The organism is Kitasatospora sp. NPDC085464, from assembly GCF_044541955.1.
Classification (GTDB): domain Bacteria; phylum Actinomycetota; class Actinomycetes; order Streptomycetales; family Streptomycetaceae; genus Kitasatospora.
The window spans coordinates 106,268-129,247 of sequence record NZ_JBITTM010000025.1 but is presented as its reverse complement, the minus strand read 5'-3'; the positions used below and the strand labels follow the sequence as shown (position 1 = coordinate 129,247).

Annotated in this window: 16 protein-coding genes; 7 read left to right on the top strand and 9 right to left on the bottom strand. The window is 72.5% G+C overall.

The features are described from left to right. Window positions 1-9: 9 nt before the first annotated feature. From ACIGG8_RS22830 to ACIGG8_RS22820, 3 genes are all read right to left on the bottom strand, one after another. Window positions 10-1,290 carry an extracellular solute-binding protein gene (locus ACIGG8_RS22830; RefSeq protein WP_396550287.1) on the bottom strand — a complete coding sequence of 427 codons (1,281 nt, stop codon included), beginning with the start codon at window positions 1,288-1,290 and terminating at the stop codon, window positions 10-12. A gap of 169 nt (window positions 1,291-1,459) precedes the next feature. Then, on the bottom strand, window positions 1,460-2,218 hold the full coding sequence (locus tag ACIGG8_RS22825; RefSeq protein ID WP_396550285.1) for a DeoR/GlpR family DNA-binding transcription regulator: 759 nt from the start codon (window positions 2,216-2,218) through the stop codon (window positions 1,460-1,462). 91 nt (window positions 2,219-2,309) lie between these two features. Next, window positions 2,310-3,314, bottom strand: a complete 1,005-nt coding sequence (locus tag ACIGG8_RS22820; RefSeq protein WP_396550283.1) for a LacI family DNA-binding transcriptional regulator — start codon at window positions 3,312-3,314, stop codon at window positions 2,310-2,312. Window positions 3,315-3,615: 301 nt separating this feature from the next. Between ACIGG8_RS22820 and ACIGG8_RS22815 the strand changes: the two genes are divergently transcribed. The 5 genes from ACIGG8_RS22815 to ACIGG8_RS22795 all read left to right on the top strand — a co-directional run bounded on the left by ACIGG8_RS22815 (window position 3,616) and on the right by ACIGG8_RS22795 (window position 11,287). Continuing rightward, window positions 3,616-4,899, top strand: coding sequence for an ABC transporter substrate-binding protein (locus tag ACIGG8_RS22815; protein WP_396550281.1), 1,284 nt, complete (start codon window positions 3,616-3,618; stop codon window positions 4,897-4,899). A gap of 2 nt (window positions 4,900-4,901) precedes the next feature. Then, window positions 4,902-5,867, top strand: coding sequence for a carbohydrate ABC transporter permease (locus tag ACIGG8_RS22810; RefSeq protein ID WP_396550279.1), 966 nt, complete (start codon window positions 4,902-4,904; stop codon window positions 5,865-5,867). A gap of 62 nt (window positions 5,868-5,929) precedes the next feature. Beyond that, window positions 5,930-6,775 carry a carbohydrate ABC transporter permease gene (locus ACIGG8_RS22805; RefSeq protein WP_396550277.1) on the top strand — a complete coding sequence of 282 codons (846 nt, stop codon included), beginning with the start codon at window positions 5,930-5,932 and terminating at the stop codon, window positions 6,773-6,775. After that, window positions 6,772-8,658 carry a DUF5107 domain-containing protein gene (locus tag ACIGG8_RS22800; RefSeq protein WP_396550275.1) on the top strand — a complete coding sequence of 629 codons (1,887 nt, stop codon included), beginning with the start codon at window positions 6,772-6,774 and terminating at the stop codon, window positions 8,656-8,658. Before ACIGG8_RS22805 ends, ACIGG8_RS22800 begins: the two co-directional genes overlap by 4 nt. Window positions 8,659-8,800: 142 nt before the next feature. Next, the gene (locus ACIGG8_RS22795; protein WP_396550273.1) at window positions 8,801-11,287 is read left to right on the top strand and encodes an RICIN domain-containing protein; all 2,487 of its coding nucleotides are present in this window, start codon (window positions 8,801-8,803) and stop codon (window positions 11,285-11,287) included. A gap of 71 nt (window positions 11,288-11,358) precedes the next feature. Here ACIGG8_RS22795 and nagA read toward each other — a convergent pair whose 3' ends face one another. Next, window positions 11,359-12,546: an N-acetylglucosamine-6-phosphate deacetylase gene (gene nagA / locus ACIGG8_RS22790; protein ID WP_396550271.1), complete on the bottom strand. Its 1,188-nt coding sequence runs from the start codon at window positions 12,544-12,546 to the stop codon at window positions 11,359-11,361. A 24-nt stretch (window positions 12,547-12,570) separates the two neighbouring features. Beyond that, window positions 12,571-13,677, bottom strand: coding sequence for a galactose-1-phosphate uridylyltransferase (gene galT, locus ACIGG8_RS22785; RefSeq protein ID WP_396550269.1), 1,107 nt, complete (start codon window positions 13,675-13,677; stop codon window positions 12,571-12,573). Between the two features lie 262 nt (window positions 13,678-13,939). Here galT and galK point away from each other — a divergent pair, with 262 nt between their 5' ends. Continuing rightward, window positions 13,940-15,085, top strand: coding sequence for a galactokinase (gene galK, locus ACIGG8_RS22780; protein WP_396550268.1), 1,146 nt, complete (start codon window positions 13,940-13,942; stop codon window positions 15,083-15,085). A gap of 25 nt (window positions 15,086-15,110) precedes the next feature. On the opposite strand, the gene ACIGG8_RS22775 is transcribed toward galK, so the two are convergent. From ACIGG8_RS22775 to ACIGG8_RS22760, 4 genes are all read right to left on the bottom strand, one after another. Continuing rightward, window positions 15,111-15,917 (bottom strand): DeoR/GlpR family DNA-binding transcription regulator, encoded by an 807-nt coding sequence (locus ACIGG8_RS22775; RefSeq protein ID WP_396550266.1) that lies wholly within the window; start codon window positions 15,915-15,917, stop codon window positions 15,111-15,113. A 457-nt stretch (window positions 15,918-16,374) separates the two neighbouring features. Next, window positions 16,375-17,415, bottom strand: coding sequence for an ABC transporter permease (locus ACIGG8_RS22770; RefSeq protein ID WP_396550264.1), 1,041 nt, complete (start codon window positions 17,413-17,415; stop codon window positions 16,375-16,377). A gap of 73 nt (window positions 17,416-17,488) precedes the next feature. Then, window positions 17,489-19,063, bottom strand: a complete 1,575-nt coding sequence (locus ACIGG8_RS22765; protein WP_396550262.1) for a sugar ABC transporter ATP-binding protein — start codon at window positions 19,061-19,063, stop codon at window positions 17,489-17,491. Between the two features lie 152 nt (window positions 19,064-19,215). Continuing rightward, window positions 19,216-20,265, bottom strand: a complete 1,050-nt coding sequence (locus tag ACIGG8_RS22760) for a substrate-binding domain-containing protein (RefSeq protein ID WP_396550260.1) — start codon at window positions 20,263-20,265, stop codon at window positions 19,216-19,218. A 572-nt stretch (window positions 20,266-20,837) separates the two neighbouring features. On the opposite strand from ACIGG8_RS22760, the gene ACIGG8_RS22755 reads away from it, so the two are divergent. Beyond that, the coding region (locus ACIGG8_RS22755) for an RICIN domain-containing protein (protein ID WP_396550258.1) at window positions 20,838-22,980 on the top strand (2,143 nt) is incomplete at its 3' end.

Sequence of the window (22,980 nt, the reverse complement as noted above, 5' to 3'; positions counted from 1 at the left end):
TGCGGGCCGCTACTTGTTCGCGACGGCGTCCTGGGCCTTCTTCTGCAGCTCGCCGAGGACCTTCGCCGGGTCACCCGAGACGGCGGCGCCGATGCCCTTCTTGAGCTCGGCGGAGACCGCGTCCCAGCTGGTGTCGCCGAGCGGGTAGAAGACGGCGTGCGGCAGCAGGGCGAAGAACGGTTCGAGGTCCTTGTGCCTGCCGCTCGCGGTCATGTCGCTCAGGGCGCTCTGGGTGACCGGCATCAGGTTGTAGGTCTCGTCGAACTTCAGCAGGTTGTCCTTGGTGTACGCGAAGTCGAGGAACTTCCTGATCTGGTCGCGGTGCCCGTTCTTCTTGAAGGCCATCATCCAGTCGGCCACGCCCAGCGTGGAGGCGAGCGGGCCCGCCTTGCCGGGGACGGGGACGACGCCGTAGTCGACCTTGCCCGCCGTGGCCATCCGGATCAGGGACGGGTGGCCGTTGAGCATGGCGGCCTTGCCCGCCGCGAAGTCGGCGAAGGCGGTCTTGCGGTCGGTGGTGGCCGGGTTGGGGTAGGTGAGGCCGGGGCCGACCAGGTTGGCCTTGAGCCAGCCGAAGGTGTCGATGTCGGCCTGGCTGTTCAGGGTGTAGGCGCCGTCCTTGCCGGTGGGGCCGCCGCCGTTGCCGAGCTCCCAGAGCATGCTCTCGCCCTGTGCCTCCTCCGGGCCGAGCGGCAGCGCGTACGGGGTGACGCCGGGCACCCTGGCCTTGATCTGTTCGGCGTCCTTGCGCAACTCCTCCCAGGTGGTGGGCGGTTGGTCGATGCCCGCCTGCTGGAGGACGGTCTTGTTGTAGAACAGGGCGCGGGAGGAGGAGACGAACGGGATGCCGTACTGCACGCCCTTGACCTCACCGGCCTTGGCGAAGCTGTCGATGAGGTCGGCCCGGGTGGCGGGCGACAGCACGTCCTCGGACTTGTAGAGGAGGTCGTCGGCGACCTTGTCGGCGTAGCCGCCGGTCTGCAGGACGTCCGGCACGTTGCCGCTCTGGATCATCGTCTTGACCTGCTTGTCGATGTCGTTCCAGTTCACCACCTGGACGTCGACCTTGATGTCCGGATTGGCCGCGGTGAACGCGGTGGCGACGTCGTTCCAGTAGGTCTTCGAGCTGTTGGACTCCTTGTCGCCGTAGTCGGCGGCGACCAGTTTGAGTGTCACCTTGCCGTCGGCGTCCGCCCCGCCGCCGCCTCCGCCACTGCCGCTTCCGCAGGCGGTGAGGGCGAGGGCGCCGAGGGCGCACGCCGTGGAGAGGGCCAGCACACGTGTCTTCACCGCAGTTACCGCCTTCGTACGCGCTTGATCTGTTGATCTGAGATGCTTGAAGGAAGCTTTTTTCGAGCAGTTCCGAACGAGCTTGCTGCGTCGAGGAGTCCATGTCAACCGGCCGGACAGCAGAAAGCCCGGCCGGGGCGGCTCCGGCCGGGCTTCGGGTGCACGGGAGTCAGGCGCGCAGGACCCGCACTCCGCAGCCGGCGATCGCCTCCTCCTGATCGGCCGTCACCTCGTCGTCGGTGACCAGGTCGTGGACATCGGCGAGCGGGCAGATCTTGGCGAAGGTGACCCGGCCGATCTTGGTGCTGTCGGCCAGCACCACCGCCCGCGCGCTGCTGTGCAGGAAGGCGCGGTCGGTCTGGGCCTCCATCTCGTCGTGCGTGGTGCAGCCCTCCTGGGCGGTCAGCCCGTCCACGCCGATGAAGGCGAGATCGAGGTGGTACTGGGCGAGCATCCGGTCGGCGGCCGGCCCCACCAGTTCGTAGCTGGTGGTGCGGGCGATGCCGCCGACCACCACCAGGCGGACGTCCGGCCGGACGATCAGGTCGGCCGCGATGTTCACGGCGTTGGTGACGATGGTGATCCCGCCGCGCTCGGCGAGCACCCGGGCCAGCTCGCTCGTCGTGGTGCCGCCGGTGAGGCCCACCACCGCGCCGTCCGGCACCAGCCGGTCCGCCGTCAGCGCGATCCGCCGCTTCTCCGCCTGCCGCGTGCCGTGCTTGTGGCGCAGCGGCAGTTCGAGGTTGACGGCGCCGGTGACCGCCCCGCCGCGGGTGCGGTGCAGCAGTCCCTGGTCGTGCAGCTCCTGCAGGTCACGGCGGACGGTGGCCGCCGACACCTGCAGGAGCTCGGCCAGCTCGTGCACGTCGGCGCTGCCCGTCTCGGTGAGGTGCGCGAGGATCCGGGAGGTGCGGTCAGCTTTGAGCATGACGGAAGTCTAGTGCCGCCCGCGCGTGGGACGATCTTTGCGCGGAACTGCTCGCAGCGGGAGCCGCGGGCCGGTGGGCCGGTGGGCCGGGTCAGCGCCCGCCGACGGGGCCGGTGCTGGCCCGGACGACCAGTTCGGGGCGCAGCAGCTGGATCGAGTTGGCCGGGCTGCCCGAGCGGGTGAGGGCGCGCAGCAGCAGCTCGACCGCCTCCCGGGCCATCTCCCGCTTGGGGATGGCCACGCTGGTGAGGGCCGGCCGGGCCACCCCGACCTCCGGGTTGTCGTCGTGCCCGACGATCGACAGGTCGTGCGGGACGGAGCGCCCGGCAGCCCGGGCGGCCTCCAGGGCGCCGAGGGCGAGGACGTCGTGGGTGGCGAACAGCGCGGTGATGCCGGGGTCGGCCGTCAGCGCCGTCGTCGCCGCCGCGAAGCCGCCCGCGGGGGTGGGCTCGGGCGCCGTGTGGACGGCCTCGTCGGGGACGGTCAGGCCGTCGGCGGCGAAGGCGCGCCGGAAGCCGGCCACCCGTGGGCCGTGGTCGGGGCTGGCGAGCACGGCGACGCGTTCGTGTCCGAGCTCGCGTAGGTGGCGCCCGGCGAGGAAGCCCGCCCGCTCGTAGTCGATGGTGACCACCGGGAAGCGGTCGGGGGCGTCGGTCTCCCAGGCGCACAGGGCGACCGGGAAGGACGCCTCGGCGAGCAGCGGCAGGTGGTCGATGAGGTCCCGGTCGCCGGCGATCAGCAGCGCGTCGACCGAGCGGCTGGTCAGCCCGGCCAGGTGCCGCTTGGCGCGCTCGCCGTCGAGCCGGGTGGTGCAGAGCAGCAGGTGGTAGCCGTTCGCGTCGAGGACGTCCTCGACCTCCTCGACGATGTCCGCGTAGAAGGAGCCCGTCACGGTGGGGACGAACAGGCCGACCGTCCGGGTGGCGCCGGTGGCGAGGGAGCGCGCGACCAGGTTGGGGGTGTACCCCAGCTCCTCGATCGCAGCTCGCACCCGGGCCGCGGTCGCCGGGCCCACCGCCCCCCGCCCCCGGATGACGTTGGAGACGGTCTGCTTCGTGACCCCGGCACGCTCGGCCACGTCCTGCATCGTCACCATGGATGGATACCTCGCATTGACCGGTCAACTTGCTTCCGGTGAAACGTAGGGCAGCGCTGAAGGGACGTCAAGACCGATTGCAGCCCTTGTCCCGACCGTGACGTGAGGTTCCGTCGGCAGGACTCGACCGGAGCGCCACGGGCCGGAAGTCGATTCTGCAAGGACTCTTGATTTACCGGTCAACCCGACCGTATCGTCCCAGCCAACCAGCCGCTCCCCGCCGTCCGTCGGGCCCCGGCTGACGAAACGTCCGCGCGGCATCGCGCGCCTCCGAGAGGAACCACCCATGGGGAGAACAACGATGTCCGCTGCCCGCATCGTCGGCGCGGCCACCGCCGCCGCGCTCGTGCTCGGCGTGAGCGCCTGCGGCAGCGGCTCGGGGAGCGACGCCAAGGCCTCCGGCGGCTTCACCTACTGGTCGATGTGGCGCGCGGACGAGCCGCAGGCCAAGGTGATCAAGGCCGCGATCGACGACTTCACCGCCACCACCGGCGCCAAGGTGAGCGTCACCTGGGCGGGCCGGGACATCGCCAAGAAGATCGGCCCGGCGATCGCCGCCAACCAGGCGCCGGACCTGTGGGACGAGTCCGACGACAAGGTCTACGGCACCACCGCGGCGGCCGGCCAGGCCCTGGACCTCTCGCCGGTCCTGCAGCTGCAGGTGCCGGGGGAGGACGTCCCGGTCTCCCACGTCATCCCGGCCAAGTACTTCGACATGCTGCCGAAGGACCCGTCCGGCTCGAACCACTACGTGATCCCGTACGAGGTGGTCACCAACGCGATGTTCTACAACGCGGCCGACCCGGCGGTCGCCGCGGCCATGCCGGCCCCGCCCACCGACTGGGCCGGCCTGCTCGGGGTCTGCGACGCCCTGAATGCGGCCGGAAAGGCCTGCATCGCCTCCGAGGGCGAGGACCCGTGGACCAACGGGCTGTTCCTCGACTACCTGCTCAACGGCGCCGGGGTGAACGTCGCCGAGCTCTCCGCCGACAGGTCCGGCGCGGCCTGGGACAACCCGGCGGTCCTCGCCGCCGCCCAGCAGGTGGAGCAGCTGGTCAGGGGCGGCCACCTGATCGAGGGCTACGACGCCACCAAGTTCCCCGCGCAGGAGACCAATTGGACGGCCGGCAAGGCCGCCTTCTACATGGACGGCAACTACGTCACCTCCGAGGTCGCCCAGCAGGTCCCGGCCGGCTGGAAGATGGCCTCGATCCTGCCGCCCACCGCGAAGACCCCGGACGCCGGCCTGTTCGGCTTCGCGATCCCCAAGCGGGCCAGGAACGCGGCCGCCGCGCAGAAGTTCATCGCCTTCTTCCTGCAGAAGAAGCACCTGTCCGGGATCTCCACCACCGCGCTGAACATCACCCCGCGCAGCGACATCCCCGCCCCGGCCGAACTGGCCGACGTCCAGAAGACCCTGGAGGCCCCGACCCTGCGCCTCAGCTTCGACGGCGTGGGCGGCAGCTGGCTGCCCAAGGTCCTGAACGAGAACTACCTGGACCTCTGGCACGGCAAGAGCACGGCCGCCCGGTTCGTCGCCAAGTGCAGGGCCGACCAGGTCACCTACTGGCAGACCCAGGGCTGACGGTGGCGACGACGATCGACGACCCGCCCCGGACGGGCACCGCCCGCGGCCGGTCCGAGCGCGCCCCCCGGGTCGGCGTCGGCCCGCTGGAGCGCCAACGCCGCCGGGTGTTCTGGCCGTTCGCCGCGCCCGCGCTGCTCGTGTACGCGGTGCTGTTCGTCGCCCCGGTCGGCTACGCCCTGTGGACCAGCCTGCACCGGTGGGACGGCATGGGCGGGATGGACTGGCGCGGCCTGCAGAACTACACCCTGCTGTTCCGCGACCCGCGGTTTCGCACCTCCCTGTTCAACACCCTCGAACTGATGGTCATCGGCGGCACGATCACCTTCGTGCTGAGCTTCGCGTTGACCCTGGTGCTGCGCGAGATGCGGGCCAGGCTCTTCGCCCGCTCGGTGCTGTTCTTCCCGTCGCTGGTCAACGGCATGGTCTTCGGCATCGCCGCCGGGTTCCTCTTCTCGCCCACCGGCCCGGTGAACCGGGCCCTGGAGCTGTTCGGGGTGACCACGCCGCCCAAGTGGCTGGCGACGGACAACCTGCTCCCGATGGTCCTGGGCACCCTGGTCTGGACGGCGACCGGCTACTACACCTCGATCATCATGGCGGCCGTCGACCAGATCCCCGATCACCTCTACGAGGCGGCCGAACTCGACGGCGCCGGCCCCTTCCAGCGCTTCCGGCACGTCACCCTGCCGTGCGCCTGGGACGTCATCGCGGTCTGCGCGGTGCTCTGGACCGTCAGCTCGGTGAAGATCTTCGAACTGATCCTGCTCTACGGCGGCAGCACCAACGCCTATCCGCCGGTGAGCAGTTGGAACACCGCCGTGTACGTGTACGCCGAGGCCTTCCCGCAGGGCACCGTCCCCCGGCTGGGCACGGCCACCGCCGCCGCGATCGTCAGCCTGGCCATGGTCACGCTGATCACCGTCGTGCTGCGCCGCCTGCTGCGCCGCGAGCCGATCGAGTACTGACCCGCCGCGTCCCGGCCGGTCGTGTCCCGGCCCCCACACCGCAACCGGAAAGGTCACCACCCGTGCGACGCAGTAACCGACCCACCGGACTCGCGAGCAGGATCGGCACGGCCGCCGTCTGGACCGTCGTCGCCGCCGACCTGCTGCTGGTCCTGTGGATCCTCCTGACCTCGCTGCGCAGCGGCCCCGACATCCTGCGCCACGGCTTCGGCCTGCCGACCAGCCCGCAGACCGGGAACTACACCACCGCGCTCGACGAGGGCGGCTTCGCGCGGGCGGCCCTCAACAGCGTGCTCACCGCCGGACTCTCCTCCGTGGTCGCCGTGGCCCTCGCCGCCCCCTGCGCGTACGCCCTCGCCCGGCGCCGCTCGCGGACCGCCTCGGCGCTGACGACGGCCTTCGCGATGGGCCTCGGCGTGCCCGGCCAGGTGCTGGTGGTGCCGCTGTTCGTCGGCCTGTCCCGGGTCGGCCTGACCGACAGCGACCTCGGCCTGGGGCTGGTCTACGTCGGACTGGCGATGCCGTTCACGGTCTTCCTGCTGACCGGCTTCTTCCGCGGCATCCCCGGCGTGCTGGAGGAGGCCGCCGTCCTGGACGGCGCCGGCCCGCTGCGCACCTTCGTCCTGGTGGTGCTCCCGGTCGCCCGCGGCGGGCTGGTCACCGCCTTCCTGCTGCAGTTCGTCACCGCCTGGAACGAGACTCTGTTCGCCCTGGTCCTGACGAACAGTCAGGGGACGGTCACCCTCCCGGTGGCGCTCTCCTCGTTCGTCGCGGCACAGCAGTTCAACGGCCTGGACTTCGGCACCATGTTCGCCGGGGTCTGCATCATCCTCGCCCCGATGATCGCGCTCTTCTCCTGGATGGGCTCGCGGATCATCCAGGGCATGACAGTTGGGATCGGCAAGTGACCTCGACCCTGCGCACCGACCTGCTCCGCATCGTCGGCACCCCCGATCCGGTCGGCGGCACCCTGCCGATCCTGCACGGCCTGCCCCGGCAGACCGGCGCGGGCGCCGGGGTCGACGACGAGATGCGCCGCAACCTGGCGTACGGGGTGCCGGACACCCTGCTCCCGTACACCCGGCAGGGCGGGTACGACCGCGTCCGCGCCGAGCGCGAACTCCCGTGCGTGGTCCTGGAGAACGAGCACCTCACCGCCACCTTCCTGCCCTCCCTCGGCGGGCGGCTGTGGTCGCTGGTCCACCGGCCGGGCGGACGGGAGCTGCTGCACCGCAACCCGATCCTCCAGCCCGCCAACCTCGCCCTGCGGGACGCCTGGCTGGCCGGCGGCGTGGAGTGGAACCTCGGCACCACCGGGCACTGGCCGCTGACCTGCGAGCCGCTGCACGCCGCCCGGGTGACCGCGCCCGACGGCACCCCCGGCCTGCGGATGTACGCCTTCGAGCGGCTGCGGCGCCTGGTCCTGCGGATGGACGCCTGGCTTCCCGCCGGCTCCCCGGTGCTGTACGTCCGCATCGCCGTGCACAACCCCTCGCCGGCCGAGACGCCGGTGTACTGGTGGTCCAACATCGCCGTGCCCGAGGACCGGGACGTCCGCGTCCTCGGCCCGGCCGACCACGCCTTCCACTGCGACTACGTCAGCGACCTGCGCCGGGTGCCCTTCCCGCAGGTCGACGGCGCCGACCGCAGCTACCCCGGCCGGGCCCTGCGCGCCGCCGACTACTTCCTCGACCTCCCCGCCGGCCGCCGCCCCTGGATCGCCGCACTGGACCGCGCCGGCACCGGCCTCGTCCAGACCTCCACCGCCCGGCTGCGCGGCCGCAAGCTGTTCTGCTGGGGCACCGGCACCGGCGGCAGGCACTGGCAGGAGTGGCTCTCCGGCCCGGGCACCGGCTACCTGGAGATCCAGGCGGGCCTCGCCCGCACCCAGCTGGAACACCTGCCGATGCCGGCCGGCGCCACCTGGTCCTGGACCGAGGCGTACGGGCTGCTGCAGGTCGATCCTGCTGCGGTGCACGGGAGTTGGGAAGGCGCCCGGCAGGCCGCCGGCGAGGCGCTGGACCGGCTGGTCCCGCCACTGGAGCTGGAACGGGCCGACGCGTTCGCCGACCGGTTCGGCGAGCCCGAGGAGGTGCTGTCCCGGGGCGACGGCTGGGCCGCGCTGGAGATCGAGGCCGGCGCCCTGCCCGCCTCGCCCCTCCTGCCCTTCGGCGAGCCGGCGGCCGCCCAGGAACCTTGGCGCCGACTCCTCGGGACCGGCACGCTCCCGGTCTGCGACCCGCCGGCCGAGCCGGTCACCGGGGCGCACTGGCGGCTGCTGCTGGAGGACAGCGCCACCGACTGGCACGCGCTGTACCAGCTCGGGCTGCTGCGCCTGGCGGCCGGGGAGCGGGAGTCCGCGCGCGAGGCCTTCGAACGCTCCGTCGCCGCGCAGGCCTCGCCCTGGGCGCTGCGCTCGCTCGCCCTCCTCACCCCGGACCCGAAGGAGGCCGCCGACCTCCTGCACGCCGCCCACCGACTCCGGCCCGAACTGCGGGAGCTGACGATCGAGACGCTGGAGTCGCTGCGGCGCGCCGGGCGCCCCGCCGACGCGCTCGCGCTGATCGCGGACCTCTCCCCGGCCGACCGGGCGCACGGGCGGATCCGGCTGGCCGAGGCGGAGGCGGCGCACGCCTCCGGCGACGACGACCTCGTCCGGCGCCTGCTGGCCGAGGGCATCCGGGTCGACACCATGCGCGAGGGCGAGCTCTCCCTGGACACCCTCTGGCTCGCCGTCCACCCCGGCACACCGGTGCCGCCGCAGTACGACTTCCGTATGGCCGACGGCTGATCGACGGCCGGCTCCCGCTGATCACCGGCCGATCACCGGCTGATCACCGGCTGATCGACGCCCCCCTCGGACCACTCTCCCGTTCCGCACCCCCCACAGCAGGGGCGCAACGGTGCGCCCCGTCACGGAAGAGGAGTACCAGTTGTCACCACGACGTACCGGACGGGCCCGCGCCCTCGCCGCCGCCGCCCTGGCGGCGCTCGGCGCGGGCACCCTGGCCGCCGCCCCCGCGGCCGCCGACAAGCCGGGCCCCAAACCGGCCCCCACCACGTACACGGTCTCGATCGGCCGGACCGGCTCCTACGCCTACCCCGACGACACGCCCGCCAGTGTCTACACCGACAAGGACGGCACGTTCTACTTCCAGCAGTCCCACTCGCTGTACGGCGCGAAGGACCCCCGGGAGTGGAGCTTCTACACCGGCGCGGATTTCGAGAGCGCCACCCGGTCGGCCGAGCTCAGCGGCGCCGTCGACCCCGCCGACCCGAACGACCGGAACGACGACACCACGGCGCGGTGCAACAACAGCGTCACCGGCCTGCAGTCCACCGACGCGCCGCAGGGCTCCGGGTATTCCCAGCGGAACTTCTGCGACCTGGTCGGGGTCTGGGTCGACCCGGACAGCGGCGACTGGTACGGGCTGGTGCACAACGAGTTCACCCCGCAGCCCTTCGGCGACGGCCTGCACTACGACGCGATCGACTACGCCGTCTCCACCGACCAGGGCCGGACCTGGACCATCAGGGACCACGTCATCACCTCCCCGTACAGCACCGTCCGGGGCGACGACGCGGCGTTCCCCAACCAGACCTACGACTACGGCGACGGCGACCCCCGCCTGTTCGTCGACACCGCCTCGGGCTACTTCTACGTCTACTACGGCTCCCGGATCGTCCCGAAGGCCGGCGTCGGCGGCTCCAACGGCGGCCTGGCCCACGTCGCGCGCGCCCCGATCTCGGGGAAGATGGCGCCCGACTCGTGGCAGAAGTGGTACGACGGCACCTGGTCGCAGCCCGGACGGGGCGGCCTGGAGAGCAACATGGTGCCCGCCACGCCGACCGCGCCGACCGGGTACACCCCGCCCGCGAAGGACTACCACCCGAGCACCCCGGGCTCCGTGGACCAGCAGGTCAAGGCCGGGCAACTCCCGCCCAAGTCACCGCTGTTCATCATGAACATCGCCTACGACGCCTACCTGGGCCTGTACATCGGCGAACCCGAGGTGGTCTCCGGCACCGCCCCGCAGCAGTTCTACGCGACCAAGGACCTCGCCACCCAGCGGTGGAGCCTGATCGGCGACAGCGGCAGCGGCTACACCTCCGGCTCCTGGTACCGCTGGATGCTCGACCCCGCCGCCCGCACCGGCGGCACGGTCCTCGGCAAGACCTTCCGCTCGTACTGCTCTATCGCCTGCGCCACCTCCGACGGCGAGTACGCCGACATCACGATCGCCTCCTCCGGGCCGGCCGCCCCGCCGGTCGACCTGACGAGGACCTACCGGATCCAGAGCGGCAACGGCCGGGTCCTCGTCCAGGCCGCCGGCGGCTCCACGGTCACCTCCGCGGCCAGGGCCGGTGGCTCCGCCCGGGAGTCCTGGAGGTTCCTGGCCCAGGGCGACGGCTCCTACCGGATCGCCAACGCCGCCACCGGGCAGCTGCTGGGCGTCGACTCCGCCTCGACGGCCGGCCGCGCCTGGGGTGCCGCACTGACCGCCACCGGCGCCGTCAACGGGAACGCCACCGTCGGCCAGCAGTGGTTCGTCCTCCCCGGCAAGGGCGGCCAGGGCCGCTTCCAGCTGGTGAACCGATACAGCGGCCTGGTGATCGGCATGTCCGGCGCCTCCGGGCGGCTCGCCGAGACCACGCCCGCCCGCTCCTGGAGCGACACCACCGGCAGCACGGTCGGTGCCGGTCGCACGGCGGCCGAGCAGACCCTCTCCTTCGCCCCGACCGGGCGGGCGCCCGAGGCGGTCGTCCTCACCGCGCCCGGCGACCGGTCCGGCGCCGTGGGCCAGGCCGTCTCGGTGCAGCTCGACGCCACCGACAGTGCCGGCAAGTCGCTCACGTTCACGGCGGCCGGCCTGCCCGCCGGGCTCTCCGTCAGCCCCGCCGGTCTGATCAGCGGGACCCCGACCGCCCCCGGGACCTCGACGGTCACCGTCACCGCCGCCTCCGGCACCGCGAGCGCCTCGGCCGGCTTCACCTGGACGGTCGAGCCGGACCTCAGCGGGGACCACACCCTGACCACGGGCGGCAAGGCCCTCGACGACGCCGACGGCAGCACCACCGCCGGCAACGCCCTCATCACCTGGAGCGCCTCCGGCACCACCAACCAACTCTGGCGGTTCCGCCGGCAGCCCGACGGCACCTACGAGCTGGTCAACGGCCTCTCGTCGATGTGCTCCGACGTCGAAGGCGGATCCACCGCCGCTGATGCCCGGATCATCCAGTGGCCGTGCAGCGGTGGTGCCAACCAGCACTGGAAGCTCCGCCGGACGGCCGACGGCTTGTACACCGTCACCTCGGCCCACAGCGGACTGCTGCTCACCACCGCCTCGACCGCCGACGGCGCCCGGGTGACCCAGCAACCGGACACCGGCTCGCCGCTGCAGCGGTGGTCGCTCGCCTGACCCGGGCGCGCCCGCCGTCCGGACGCACCACGGCCGCCCTCCCCGCAGCGGGGAGGGCGGCCACGGTTCGTTCAGGCGGTCGGGACGGTTCGGACGGTCTGGAAGCGGTCGGCGCCGCGGGCCCAGTGGCCGTGGCGCATGACGGCGACCAGGTCGAAGCTCTCGGAGTCGACGATGACGAGGTCGGCGAGTTTGCCCGTTTCCAGGGAGCCGGTGCGGTGGTCGAGGCCGAGGAGGCGGGCGGGGGTGGTGGACAGCGACTCGACGGCCTGGTTGAGCGTCAGTTTGCCGATGGTGAGGGCTCTTCGGAAGGCCTGGTCGAGGGTGAGGGTGGAGCCGGCGATGGAGCTGCCGTCGGGGAGCATGGCGACGCCGTTGGTGACGCGGACCTGGAGGGGGCCGAGGGGGTAGAGGCCGTCGCCCGTGCCGGCGGCGCCCATGGCGTCGGTGATCAGGGCGACGCGGTGGGGGCCGGCGGTGCCGTAGGCGAGGTCGAGGACCGAGGGGTGCAGGTGCACGCCGTCGTTGATCAGCTCGACGGTGACCCGCTCGTCCTCCAGCAGGGCGACGATCGGGCCGGGGGCGCGGTGGGCGATGGCGGGCATGGCGTTGAAGAGGTGGGTGGCGACGGTGGCGCCGGCGTCGATGGCCTGGAGGGTGGTGGCGTAGTCGGAGTCGGTGTGGCCGACGGCGGCGATGATGCCGAGGTCGGCGAGCATGCGCACGGAGTCGAGGCCGCCGGGGAGTTCGGGGGCGAGGGTGACCATGGTGGCGTGGCTGCGGGCGGCGTCGACGAGTTTGCGGACGAGGGCCGGGTCGGGCTCGCGCAGCAGGTCGGGGCGGTGGGCGCCGCAGCGGCCCGGCGAGATGAAGGGGCCTTCGAAGTGGATGCCGGCCAGCACGTCGTCCTCGACGAGCTCGGAGAGGACGGCGGCCTGGCGGGCGAGCTCGTCGATCTCGCCGGTGACGGTGGAGGCGACGGTGGTGGTGGTGCCGTGGTGCAGGTGGGTCCGGGCGGCGAGCAGGGCCTCCTCGGCGTTGCCGGAGGCGTAGGAGGCGCCGCCGCCGCCGTGGACGTGCAGGTCCACGAAGCCGGGGACGACGGTGTGACCGGTCAGGTCGAGGTCGCCGGGTTCGGCGGCGCCGCCGCTCGTGACGGCCGTGATGCTCTCGCCGCGGACGGTCAGGCGGCCGTCCTCGACGACACCGCCGGGCAGGACCAGCCGCGCACCGGCCAGCACGGTTCGATCGACGGCCATGCGGGTTCCTCCTGGGTTGCCTGGTCAGTGGGGGGCGGCGCCGCGCAGTCGCTCGGCGGCGGTCTCCGGGCTCACGTCGGTGACGAAGGCGTCGAGTCCGGACTCCACGCCCGCCAGGTACTTGAGCTTGCCAGGCGCCCGCCGGATGGTGAACAGCTCCAGGTGCAGGGCGAGTTCGTCGCCGCCGTCCTTCGGTGCCTGGTGCCAGGCCGAGATGTACGGGGTCCGGTTCGGGGCGGCTCCGTCGGGCGCGGGGAACAGCCGGTCGAAGCGGCGCAGCAGGTCGAGGTACAGGCCGGGGAACTCGGCGCGCTCGGCCTCGTCCAGCGCGGTGAGGTCGCGGACCCGGCGGTGGGGGTAGAGGTGGACCTCGTACGGCCAGCGGGCGGCGAACGGGACGAAGGCTGTCCAGTGTTCGCCCTGGAGTACCAGCCGCTCGGGGGTGGCCCGTTCGGCGGCGAGCAGGTCCTCGAAGAGGTTTCGTCCGGTGCGCGCGCGGTGCGCCTCGGCCCGGACGATCATCCGGGTGGTGCGGGAGGGGACGAAGGGGAAGGCGTAGATCTGGCCGTGCGGGTGGGCGAGGGTGACACCGATCTCCGCGCCGCGGTTCTCGAAGCAGTACACCTGCCGGACGTCGGGCAGGGCGGACAGCGCGGCCGTGCGGTCGGTCCAGGCGTCCAGCACCAGGCGGGCGTCGGCCTCGTCGAGGTCGGCGAAGGAGGCGTCGTGGTCGGGGGCGAAGCAGACCACCTCGCAGCGGCCCGAGCCCGGCCGGAGGGTGTGCAGCGGGTCGTCGTCGCGGGTCCCGACGTGCGCAGCCGAGGCCGGGGAGAGTGAGGGGAAACGGTTCTCGAAGACCACGACCCGGTAGTCGGCGGCCGGGACCTCGCTGAGCCGTCCGTCCCGGGAGGGGCAGAGCGGGCACTCGCCGGCCGGCGGGTGGTAGGTCCGCTGCTGGCGGTGGGCGGCGACGGTCACCCACTCGCCGAGCACCGGGTCGAGCCGGATCTCGGAGAGGCTCGTGGCGGGTTCCAGCGGGCGTTCGTCCACGGCGTCGCGGACGTTGCCGGCCGTCCGGTCGTAGTAGAAGAGCTCACGGCCGTCGGCCAACGTGGTCGCGGTCTTGTGCACCGCCGTACTCCTTAAGAGTGGGACGTCGGCCGCCTGCGCCGATCTTCAACAGAATCAAACATATACGATCGCTTGTCAACAGGCCTAGACCTGCAGGCCAAGAAGTCGGCGCCCGGGATGCGCGCTCTCTCCCGCGTCAAAGCTGCTGGTGTTGACCGTAGGTGGCAATCATGTTTGATTATGTCGAAATAGGCTCCCGCCTGTCGGCGCAAGCCGGGCGGGAGCAGGTGCCACATACGCGCGACGCACGGGAGCCGAACAGATGATCGAGCACGCCGCCACCGACTTCGAGGCCGTCCACGGTGCTCGGCCGAGCGGCGTCTGGGCCGCGCCCGGCCGGGTGAACCTGATCGGTGAACACACCGACTACAACGACGGGTTCGTCCTGCCGATCGCCCTCCCGCACCGCGTCGAGGTCACCGCCCGCCGCCGCGAGGACGGCCGGGTGCGGCTGTACAGCGCCCAGGGCAACGGCACGATCACCGATCTCGCGCTCGACGGCCTGACGCCCGGCGTGGTCACCAGCTGGGCGGCCTACCCGGCCGGCGTGTTCTGGGCCCTCGCCGAGGCCGGGCACGCGGTCGGTGGCGCCGACCTGTTCTTCGACAGTGACGTGCCGACCGGGGCCGGGCTCTCCTCCTCCGCCGCCCTGGAGTGCGCCACCGCCGTGGCCCTCGACGACCTGTACGGGCTGGGCCTGTCCGCGCCGGAGCTCGCCCTGGTCGCCCAGCGGGCCGAGAACGCCTTCGTCGGCGTGCCCTGCGGCGTGATGGACCAGATGGCCTCTGCCTGCTGCACGGACGGCGCCGCGCTGTTCCTGGACACCCGGACGCTGGAGCAGCGGCACGTCCCGCTCGACCTGGAAGCGGCCGGGTTCCGGCTGCTGGTGATCGACACCCGGGTCAAGCACGACCTCGGCGACGGCGCCTACGCCGCCCTGCGGGCCGGTTGCGAGCGGGCCGCCGGACTGCTCGGCCTGGACGCGCTGCGCGACCTCCCGCCCGCGGGCCTCCCCGCCGCGCTGGAGCGCCTTCCCGACGACCTCGGCCGCCTGGTGCGGCACGTGGTCACCGAGAACCGGCGGGTGGCCGAGACGGTCGAGCACCTGGACGCCGGCCGGATCGCCGCGCTGGGGCCGATCCTGACGGCCGGACACGCCTCGCTGCGCGACGACTTCCGGGTCTCCTGCGACGAGACGGACCTCGCGGTCGAGGCCGCCGTGGCCACCGGCGCGCTGGGCGCCCGGATGACCGGCGGCGGCTTCGGCGGCTCGGTCATCGCCCTGGTCCGGGCCGTCGATGCGGACCGGGTCGCGGAGGCGGTGCGGTCGGCCTTCCGTACGGCGGGCCACGCCGACCCGGTGGCCTTCACCGCCGTGCCCTCGCCCGGGGCCCGGCGGGTGGCCTGACCGGGTACGGCGCGCAGCCGCCCGGTCAGTCGGCGGTCGGCACCACGACCAGTTCCCCGACGGCGTCGGCGAGCGCGTTGCGGGCCGCCGCCGGAAGGGCGTCGTCGGTGATGAAGCAGTCGACCTCCGCCAGGGTCGCGAAGCTGCTCAGACCGACGACGCCCCACTTGGTGTGGTCGGCCACCACGACGGTGCGGCGGGCGGAGGCGATCAGGGCCCGGTTGGTCTGGGCCTCCGCCAGGTTGGGCGTGGTGAGCCCGGCCTGCTCGCTGGCGCCGTGCACCCCGAGGATCAGCAGGTCGACGTGGAGGGTGCGGATCGCCTGGTCCGCGAGGGCCCCCACCAGGGCCGCGGAGCGGGTGGGAGCCCCGCCGGTCACCAGCAGCGACGGGACGCCCTCCCGCCCGTCGCTCTCCGCCGCCCACAGCAGGTCCGCGATCCGCAGGGAGTTGGTCACGACCGTCAGCTGCGGGATCTCCAGCAGCCGGGAGGCGACCGCGTAGGTCGTGGTCCCCGCGGAGAGCGCGACCACGCTGCCGGGCTCCACGAGCTGCGCCGCCGCGTCCGCCAGGGCGGCCTTGGTGCTCTCCTCCAGCTCGGACTTGACGTCGAAGCCGGGTTCGTACGTGCTCGCCGTGCCCACCGCGATGGCGCCGCCGTGCACCTTCTGGACGGCGCCCTGGCGCACCAGCGCGTCCAGGTCGCGACGGATCGTCATGTCCGACACGCCGAACTGCTCGACCAGCTCGGCGACGCGCACCGCGCCGGCCCTGCGGATGGCCTCCAGGATCAGCGCCTGGCGCTGCGGGGCGAGCAAACTCTGATCAGCCACGGAGGCCCTTTCGATCGATCGGGTTTCTGGTCGTTCCCGCGTCCTGCCGGGGGCCGACCCTGTCACGGTCGTGGACGAACGCGCGCGACCGCTCCGGGAGGGGCGGGGCGCTCGGAGCGTCCGCGTCGACGACCGGGCCGCGTCCGGTCGCGACATGATCCAGTATCCCAGGACGACGGTGCCGCCCACGTCCGCCGGCCGGCCCCGTGGGCGGGGGCGTGCCGCGCCGGCCCGGAAACACGGAGCTGCCGGTGCCACGAACAGGGGTGGCACCGGCAGCTCCGGTCGCGGTCCGGCCGACCCTCGACGGCCGACCGCGCGTTCCGCCGCCGGCCGGTTCCGGACCCGCTGCCACTGCGCGGCGGATCCGGCCACGCAACCGGCCCGGGCGGACGTCATGGGGGTGGTTCCCGTGCGGCGGGGCGGTGCGGTGCCCCGCCGCACGGGGGTCGAGGGGTCAGGCGGGCAGGCCGACCGCCCGCTCGCGGTTGCGGCGCTGCTGGATGACGACGGCGGCGACCAGCAGGGTGCCCTGGGCGACGTTCTGCCAGAAGGCGTTGATGCCCTGGACGGTGAGGCCGTTCTGCAGCGCGCCGAGCAGCGCGACGGCGAGCAGGGTGCCGCCGATGCTGCCCTTGCCGCCCTTGAGGGCGCAGCCGCCGAGCGCCGCGGCGGTGATCGACTGCAGTTCCAGCCCCTCGCTCCCGGAGACCGGCTGGCCGCTGCCGGTGCGCGCGGTGAGCAGCACGCCCGCCAGGGCCGCGACGGTGCCGGAGAGGGCGTAGGCGGCGATCAGGTACTTGTTGAGGTTGATGCCGGCCAGCCGGGCGGCGGTGTCGTTGCCGCCGATCGCGTAGATGTTGCGGCCGATGTCGGTGTACGTGAGCAGGGCGTGCACGGCGGCGGCGGTGAGGATCAGCAGCCAGACCATGGTGGGCAGGCCGGCGATCTTTCCCCGGCTGAGGAAGACGAAGACCGGGTCGTTGAGCACGTAGCCCTGGGCACGGCCGTCCGAGACCAGCTGGGCGACGCCCTTGTACGCGGCGAGGCCGGCCAGGGTGGCGATGGTCGGGTTGACCCGGCCGTAGATGATGACGACGCCGTTGAACAGGCCGATGCCGGCGCCGATGGCGAGCGCGGCGCCGATGCCCAGGTAGGGGTTGCTGCCGGCGGACGTGAAGACCATGGCGCTGGTGACGGAGGCCAGGCCGGCCTGGGAGCCGACCGAGATGTCCAGGCCGCCGCAGATGATCACGACGGTCTGGACGACGGCCAGCAGGCCGGAGATGGTGGCGGCCTCGGCGATGACCTGGATGTTGTCCCAGCCGACGAAGTTGGGGTTGAGCGAGCCGAAGAGGGCGACGACGGCGACGAGGGCGCCGATCAGGCTGAGGTTCTGGCCGCCGATCGCGGCGAGCAGGGCGCGCGGGCCGCCGGACCGGACGGGCACGGCCGCGGCGTCCGGCGCGGGGGCGGTCGGGGGAGTGGCGGTGGTCATGCGCCCACCTCGCTGCGCTCGGTGAGGGCGTTCGCCCACGCGCGCCTTTCGATGGTTCGTTCGCTGCGCTCGTTCACTGGGTCTCTCCGGTCTGGGCGGGGGCGGTGGTGGCGAGGTCGTCGGCCATGGCGAGGGCGAGGATGGCCTCCTCCGTCGCCTGGTCGCGGCTCAGTTCGCCGGTCGTGCGGCCGTTCTGCATCACCACGACCCGGTCGGCGAGGCCGAGGACCTCGGGCAGTTCGGAGGAGATGACCAGGACGGCGGTGCCCTCGCGGGCGAGGTCGGCGATGATCTGGTAGATCTCGGCCTTGGCGCCGACGTCGACGCCGCGGGTGGGTTCGTCGAGGATCAGCAGGTCGGGCTTGCGGGCGAGCCAGCGCGCGAGCACGACCTTCTGCTGGTTGCCGCCGGACAGGGTGCGGACCTCGGCCTCGATGGAGGGGGCGCGGACCCGCAGCCGGTCGGCGTACTCCTGGGCGAGGGCCTTCTCCTGGCGGCGCTTCACGAAGCGCCGGCGGCTGAGCCGGCGCAGGCTGACCAGCGAGGTGTTGTCGCGGATCGTGCGCTGCAGGAACAGCGCCTGGGCCTTGCGCTCCTCGGGGGCCAGGCCGATGCCGGCGGCGATGGCGGCGCGCGGGTCCTTCAGCCGCAGGACCTCGCCGTTGAGGGCGACCGTGCCGGAGCGGATCGGGGCGTCGCCCGCCAGGGCGAGGGCGAGTTCGGAGCGTCCGGCGCCGATCAGCCCGGCCAGGGCGACGACCTCGCCGGCCCGGACCGCCAGGTCGACGCCGTGCACGTCGTCGGTGGTCAGGCCCCGGACGTCCAGGACGACGCGGTCGGTGGCGACCTGCTGACGGACGAACAGCGAGGAGAGGTCCCGGCCGACCATCAGCCGGACCAGCTCGCCCTCGTCGGTGGCGGCGGCCTCGACCACTCCGGCGACCCGGCCGTCGCGCAGCACGGCGATGCGGTCGGCGAGGCGGAAGATCTCCTTCATCCGGTGGGAGACGTAGACGACCGCGATGCCCTCGTCGCGCAGCCGTCCGATCAGGGCGAACAGCGCCTCGACCTCGTGCTCGGAGAGCGAGGAGGTGGGCTCGTCGAAGGCGATCGCCCGCGGCGGGACAGCGCCGGTCAGGGCGCGCATGATCTCGACCAACTGGCGCTGAGCCGCCGTGAGTTGGGAGCCGAGCAGATCGGGGTCGAGGACCTTGTCGAAGCCCAGGCGGGCGAGGTCCGCGGTGATCCGGCGGCGCAGCTCGGCGCGGTCCAGCCGGCGCAGCCGGGTGCGGGGCAGCGAGCCGGCGTAGACGTTCTCGGCGACCGGGACGTGCGGGATGATCTCGGGTTCCTGCGGGATGATCCGGATCCCGGCGCGGCGGGCGTCCTGCGGGGAGTGCAGGTCGACGCTCGCGCCGTCCAGCAGGACGTGCCCCTCGGTGGGGCGGTGGTCGCCGGTGAGGATGCGCAGCAGGGTGGACTTCCCGGCGCCGTTCTCGCCCATCAGGGCGGTGACCCGGCCGGGCGGGAAGGTGAGGCTGACGTCCTTCAGCGCCTGGACGGAGCCGAAGCGCTTGGACACGCCCTCGGCGCTCAGGCCGGGGGAGCCGCTCGGCGGCGGGAGGGGGGACGGTGCGGGTGTGGTCATCGGGGCCTCGCTGGCAGTGCGGTGCGTACGGTCTGGGGAGCCGGGCGGGCGGTCTCCGGGCGCGGCGCCTGCGGTCGCGCGTACGGTCTCCGGGAGCGGCGCCGGTGCGGCGGGTCGGTGCCCGTCCGCCGCCCCGGCCGCTCGACGCGGCGTCAGCTGCAGGACACGCCCGCGGACTGCCAGGTGGTGGCGTCGACCATCTTGGTCGGGGCGAAGGCCTCCTTCGGGAAGTCCTTGCCGTTCTTGAGCTTGTCGAACATGGTCTGCACCGACAGGGCACCGACGTCCTTGCCGTTGATGAACAGGGCGGCCTTCATGCCGGAGGGCTTGCCGGACGCCCAGTCCTTGCACGCCAGGTAGGCGCCCAGGCCGACGCCGTCGATGTCGTTCGGGCTGATCCCGGCGTTCTGCAGGGCGGTGACGGCGCCCTGCACGTTCTCGTCGTTGCAGCCCCACGTCACCCAGTGCTTGACGCCGGGGTTGGCGGTGATGGTGGCGGCGACCTTGTCCTGTGCGCCCGTCGGGGTGTTGTCGGTCGCGACGTCGATCAGCTGCACGCCCGGCACGGCCTGGTCGAAGGCGGCCTTGGCGGCCTTCACGCGGTCGCCGCAGACGGTGACGTCCTGCTTCCAGGCGGAGATGATCCGGGTGTCGGCGGCGTTCCAGCCGGCCTTGGTGAACTCCTCGGCGGCGCGCTTGCCGACCTCACCGCCCATCTGGGCGCCGCTGAACCCGATCCGGGGGACCAGGTCGCCGGCCGCGCACTGCGCCGGGGCGGGGCCGCTGGCGCAGACCTGGTCGTCGGAGGTGAGCAGTGCGGCCTTGGCGTCCCGGGCGGTCTGGACCACCTGCGGGCCGACCGCAGGGTCCGGCACCACGATGATCAGGCCGTTGCTCTTCTGGGCGATCGCGGCCTGCACCTCGCCGACCGTCTTGTTCGCGTCGTTGCCGAGGTTCACCACCTTCAGGTCGGCGCCCAGTTCGGCGGCCTTGGCCTTGGCGCCGGCGGCCTCGTCCACGAAGTACTGCTGGTCGCCCTGCTTCTGCAGGTACGTGATCGAGACCTTGCCGGACACCGGCGCGACCGGGGCGTTCGCGCTGCCGGAGGACGTCTGTCCGGTGGAGCAGGCGGCGAGGCCTAGGGAGGTGACCAGGCCGAGTGCGGTGATCGAGGCGAGGCGGGCGCGGTGGGAGAGGTGCATGGTGGGGGCTCCTGAGGGTGTGGGACCGACCGGCGAGAAGCAACAGAACCGATCAGAAAGCATCGCAATCAAACGCGATGGATCAAAAGAAAGCGCCTGGCCATGAGGTGAGTCAAGCTCATGTTTCCGCCTGGGAGCTATTGAGACCGTCTCGTTATGCCGCGCCACTCCCGGCTCGGCCCGGGGTTGCCCGGAGCCGCCGGATCACATGCGATCTCCCGGATCCAAGCAGGTAATCGAAATGCTGGAGGGAAACTTACTGGTTGGTAGGTCGCCGTCCTGGATAGCTTCGAGCAAAAGCCGGGGCCCCGTCAATGGCAGGTGGCAGGGTCATGGCACCTGATGGGCGGCTGGTCCGCCCGGCGGTGCGGACCAGTCGTCGGCTCGTGGGCATCGTGCCCACGTGCGTTGCATTTCATTCGAAGTTGTTGATTGTTGTTGAAAGTTGGGTCTACTGTCCTCCCCGACGGTCGGCATGCACCCGCCGGCGCCGTTCCGGCTGCCCGTCGGTGAGGCGCGTTCCGGGCGACCCCCATCCCCTGCCGGCCGGTCCGAGGAGCAGGAGCAGTCGAATGAGCACCCCACCCCACCCTTTCCGTCGGGGCGTCACAGCCCTGGCGGCCTTCGCGCTCGGCGTCGCCACCGCCGTCGCGGCCGCGCCGACCGCGGCGGCCGTGCCGACGGCCCCCGCGGCGCAGTCCGTGACACTGGACGGCGCCTCGCCGGGGCGGGCCTACGACGGCCTCGGCGCCATCAGCGGCGGCGGCGCCACCTCCCGCCTGTTGGTCGACTACCCCGAACCCCAGCGCAGCCAGGTGCTGGACTACCTGTTCAAGCCCGGCTACGGCGCCGCGCTGCAGACCCTGAAGGTGGAGATCGGCGGCGACGCCAACTCCTCCGACGGCCCCGAGCCGTCCCACATGCGCACCGCCACCGAGGTCGACTGCAACCGCGGCTACGAGTGGTGGCTGATGGAGCAGGCCAAGGCACGCAACCCCAAGATCACCTTCTACGGCCTGGAGTGGGCCGCGCCGGGCTGGCTCGACGGCGGTGTCTGGTCCCAGGACAACATCGCCTACCTGGAGTCCTGGCTCGGCTGTGCCAAGCAGCACGGGCTGAACATCGGCTACCTGGGCGGCTGGAACGAGCGCGGCTACGACAAGTCCTGGTTCGAGAGGCTGCGCGCCGACCTGGACGGCCACGGCCATCGGAACACCGTGCTGGTCGCCTCGGACAGCGACGACGAGCACTGGTCGATCGCCGCGGACATGGCGGCCGACCCCGCCTTCGCCAAGGCCGTCGGCGTCATCGGCCTGCACGGCACCTGCTGGCACTCGACCCCGGTCTACACCGCCTGTCCGGGCAGTGACACCGCGACCGGTCTGGGCAAGCGGCTCTGGGCCTCCGAGGACGACAACGACAGCTACGGCGCAGACCCGGCCGCCCTGGCCCGCAACGTCAACCGTGAATACCTCGACGCCAGGATCACCTCGGACATCAAGTGGGCGCTGGTCAGCTCCTGGCCCTCGGAGCTGCCGTACGCGGGCGCCGGCCTGATGGCCGCCGACCAGCCCTGGTCCGGCAACTACGCCGTGGGTCGCGACATCTGGGTGATGGCGCACACCACCCAGTTCGCCAAGCCCGGCTGGCAGTACCTGGACACCTCCAGCGGCTACCTCGCCGGCGCCGGCGCCGGCGCCAACGGCGATCCGCACAGCGGGAGTTTCGTGACGCTGAAGTCCGGCCGGGACTACAGCACGGTCATCGAGAGCACCGACGCCGCCGCGGCGCAGACGGTCGATGTCAAGGTCACCGGCGGTCTGTCCACCGGCCCGGTGCACGTCTGGGCCACCGACATGAACTCCACCGACCCGTCGCGGTGGTTCGTCCACACCCAGGACGTGACGCCCAAGGGCGGGTCGTACTCCCTCACCGTGCAGCCCGGTTACGTCTACACCGTGACCACCACCACCGGCCAGGGCAAGGGCACCGCCACCCCGCCGGCCGCCGCGCCGATGCCGCTGCCCTACCGGGCCGACCTCAGCGGCTACTCCGCCAAGGCCACCGCCCGCTACTTCCACGACTGGGCCGGCGCCTTCGAGACCGCGCCCTGCCCGACCGGGGCGACCACCCCGATGTGCCTGCGCCAGGTCATCACCCGGGCGCCCATCCCGTGGCACGACGACATGAACTACACCCCGCTCACGCTGATGGGCGACCCGTCCTGGGCCCACTACCAGGCGAGCACCGACGTCGTCCTCGAAGAGGCCGGTACCTCCGCCGAACTGCTCGGCCGCATCGACCACGTCGACCACGACCGCTCCGGCTACCACCTGAAGATCGACGACACCGGCGCCTGGAGCCTGTTCACCGAGGACCGGTCCGGCACCGACACCGTGCTGGCGAGCGGCAGCTACCCCGGCGCCGGGGCCGGCACCTGGCACAACCTCACGCTGGCCGTGCAGGGCCAGAGCATCACCGCGTCGGTCGATCACACGCAGGTCGCCTCGGTCGCCGACGCCGGCCACGGCATCGGCCAGATCGGCCTGGGCGTGGGAGGCTTCCAGCACGCCGACTTCGCCAACACCGGCGTCACGCCGTTGACCGCCCCGGCCACCCACACCGTGACCAGCGCCAACAGCGGCAAGTGCCTGGACGTCACCGGGGCCTCGACGGCCGACGGCGCGCTGATCGTCCAGTGGGCCTGCGGGGCCG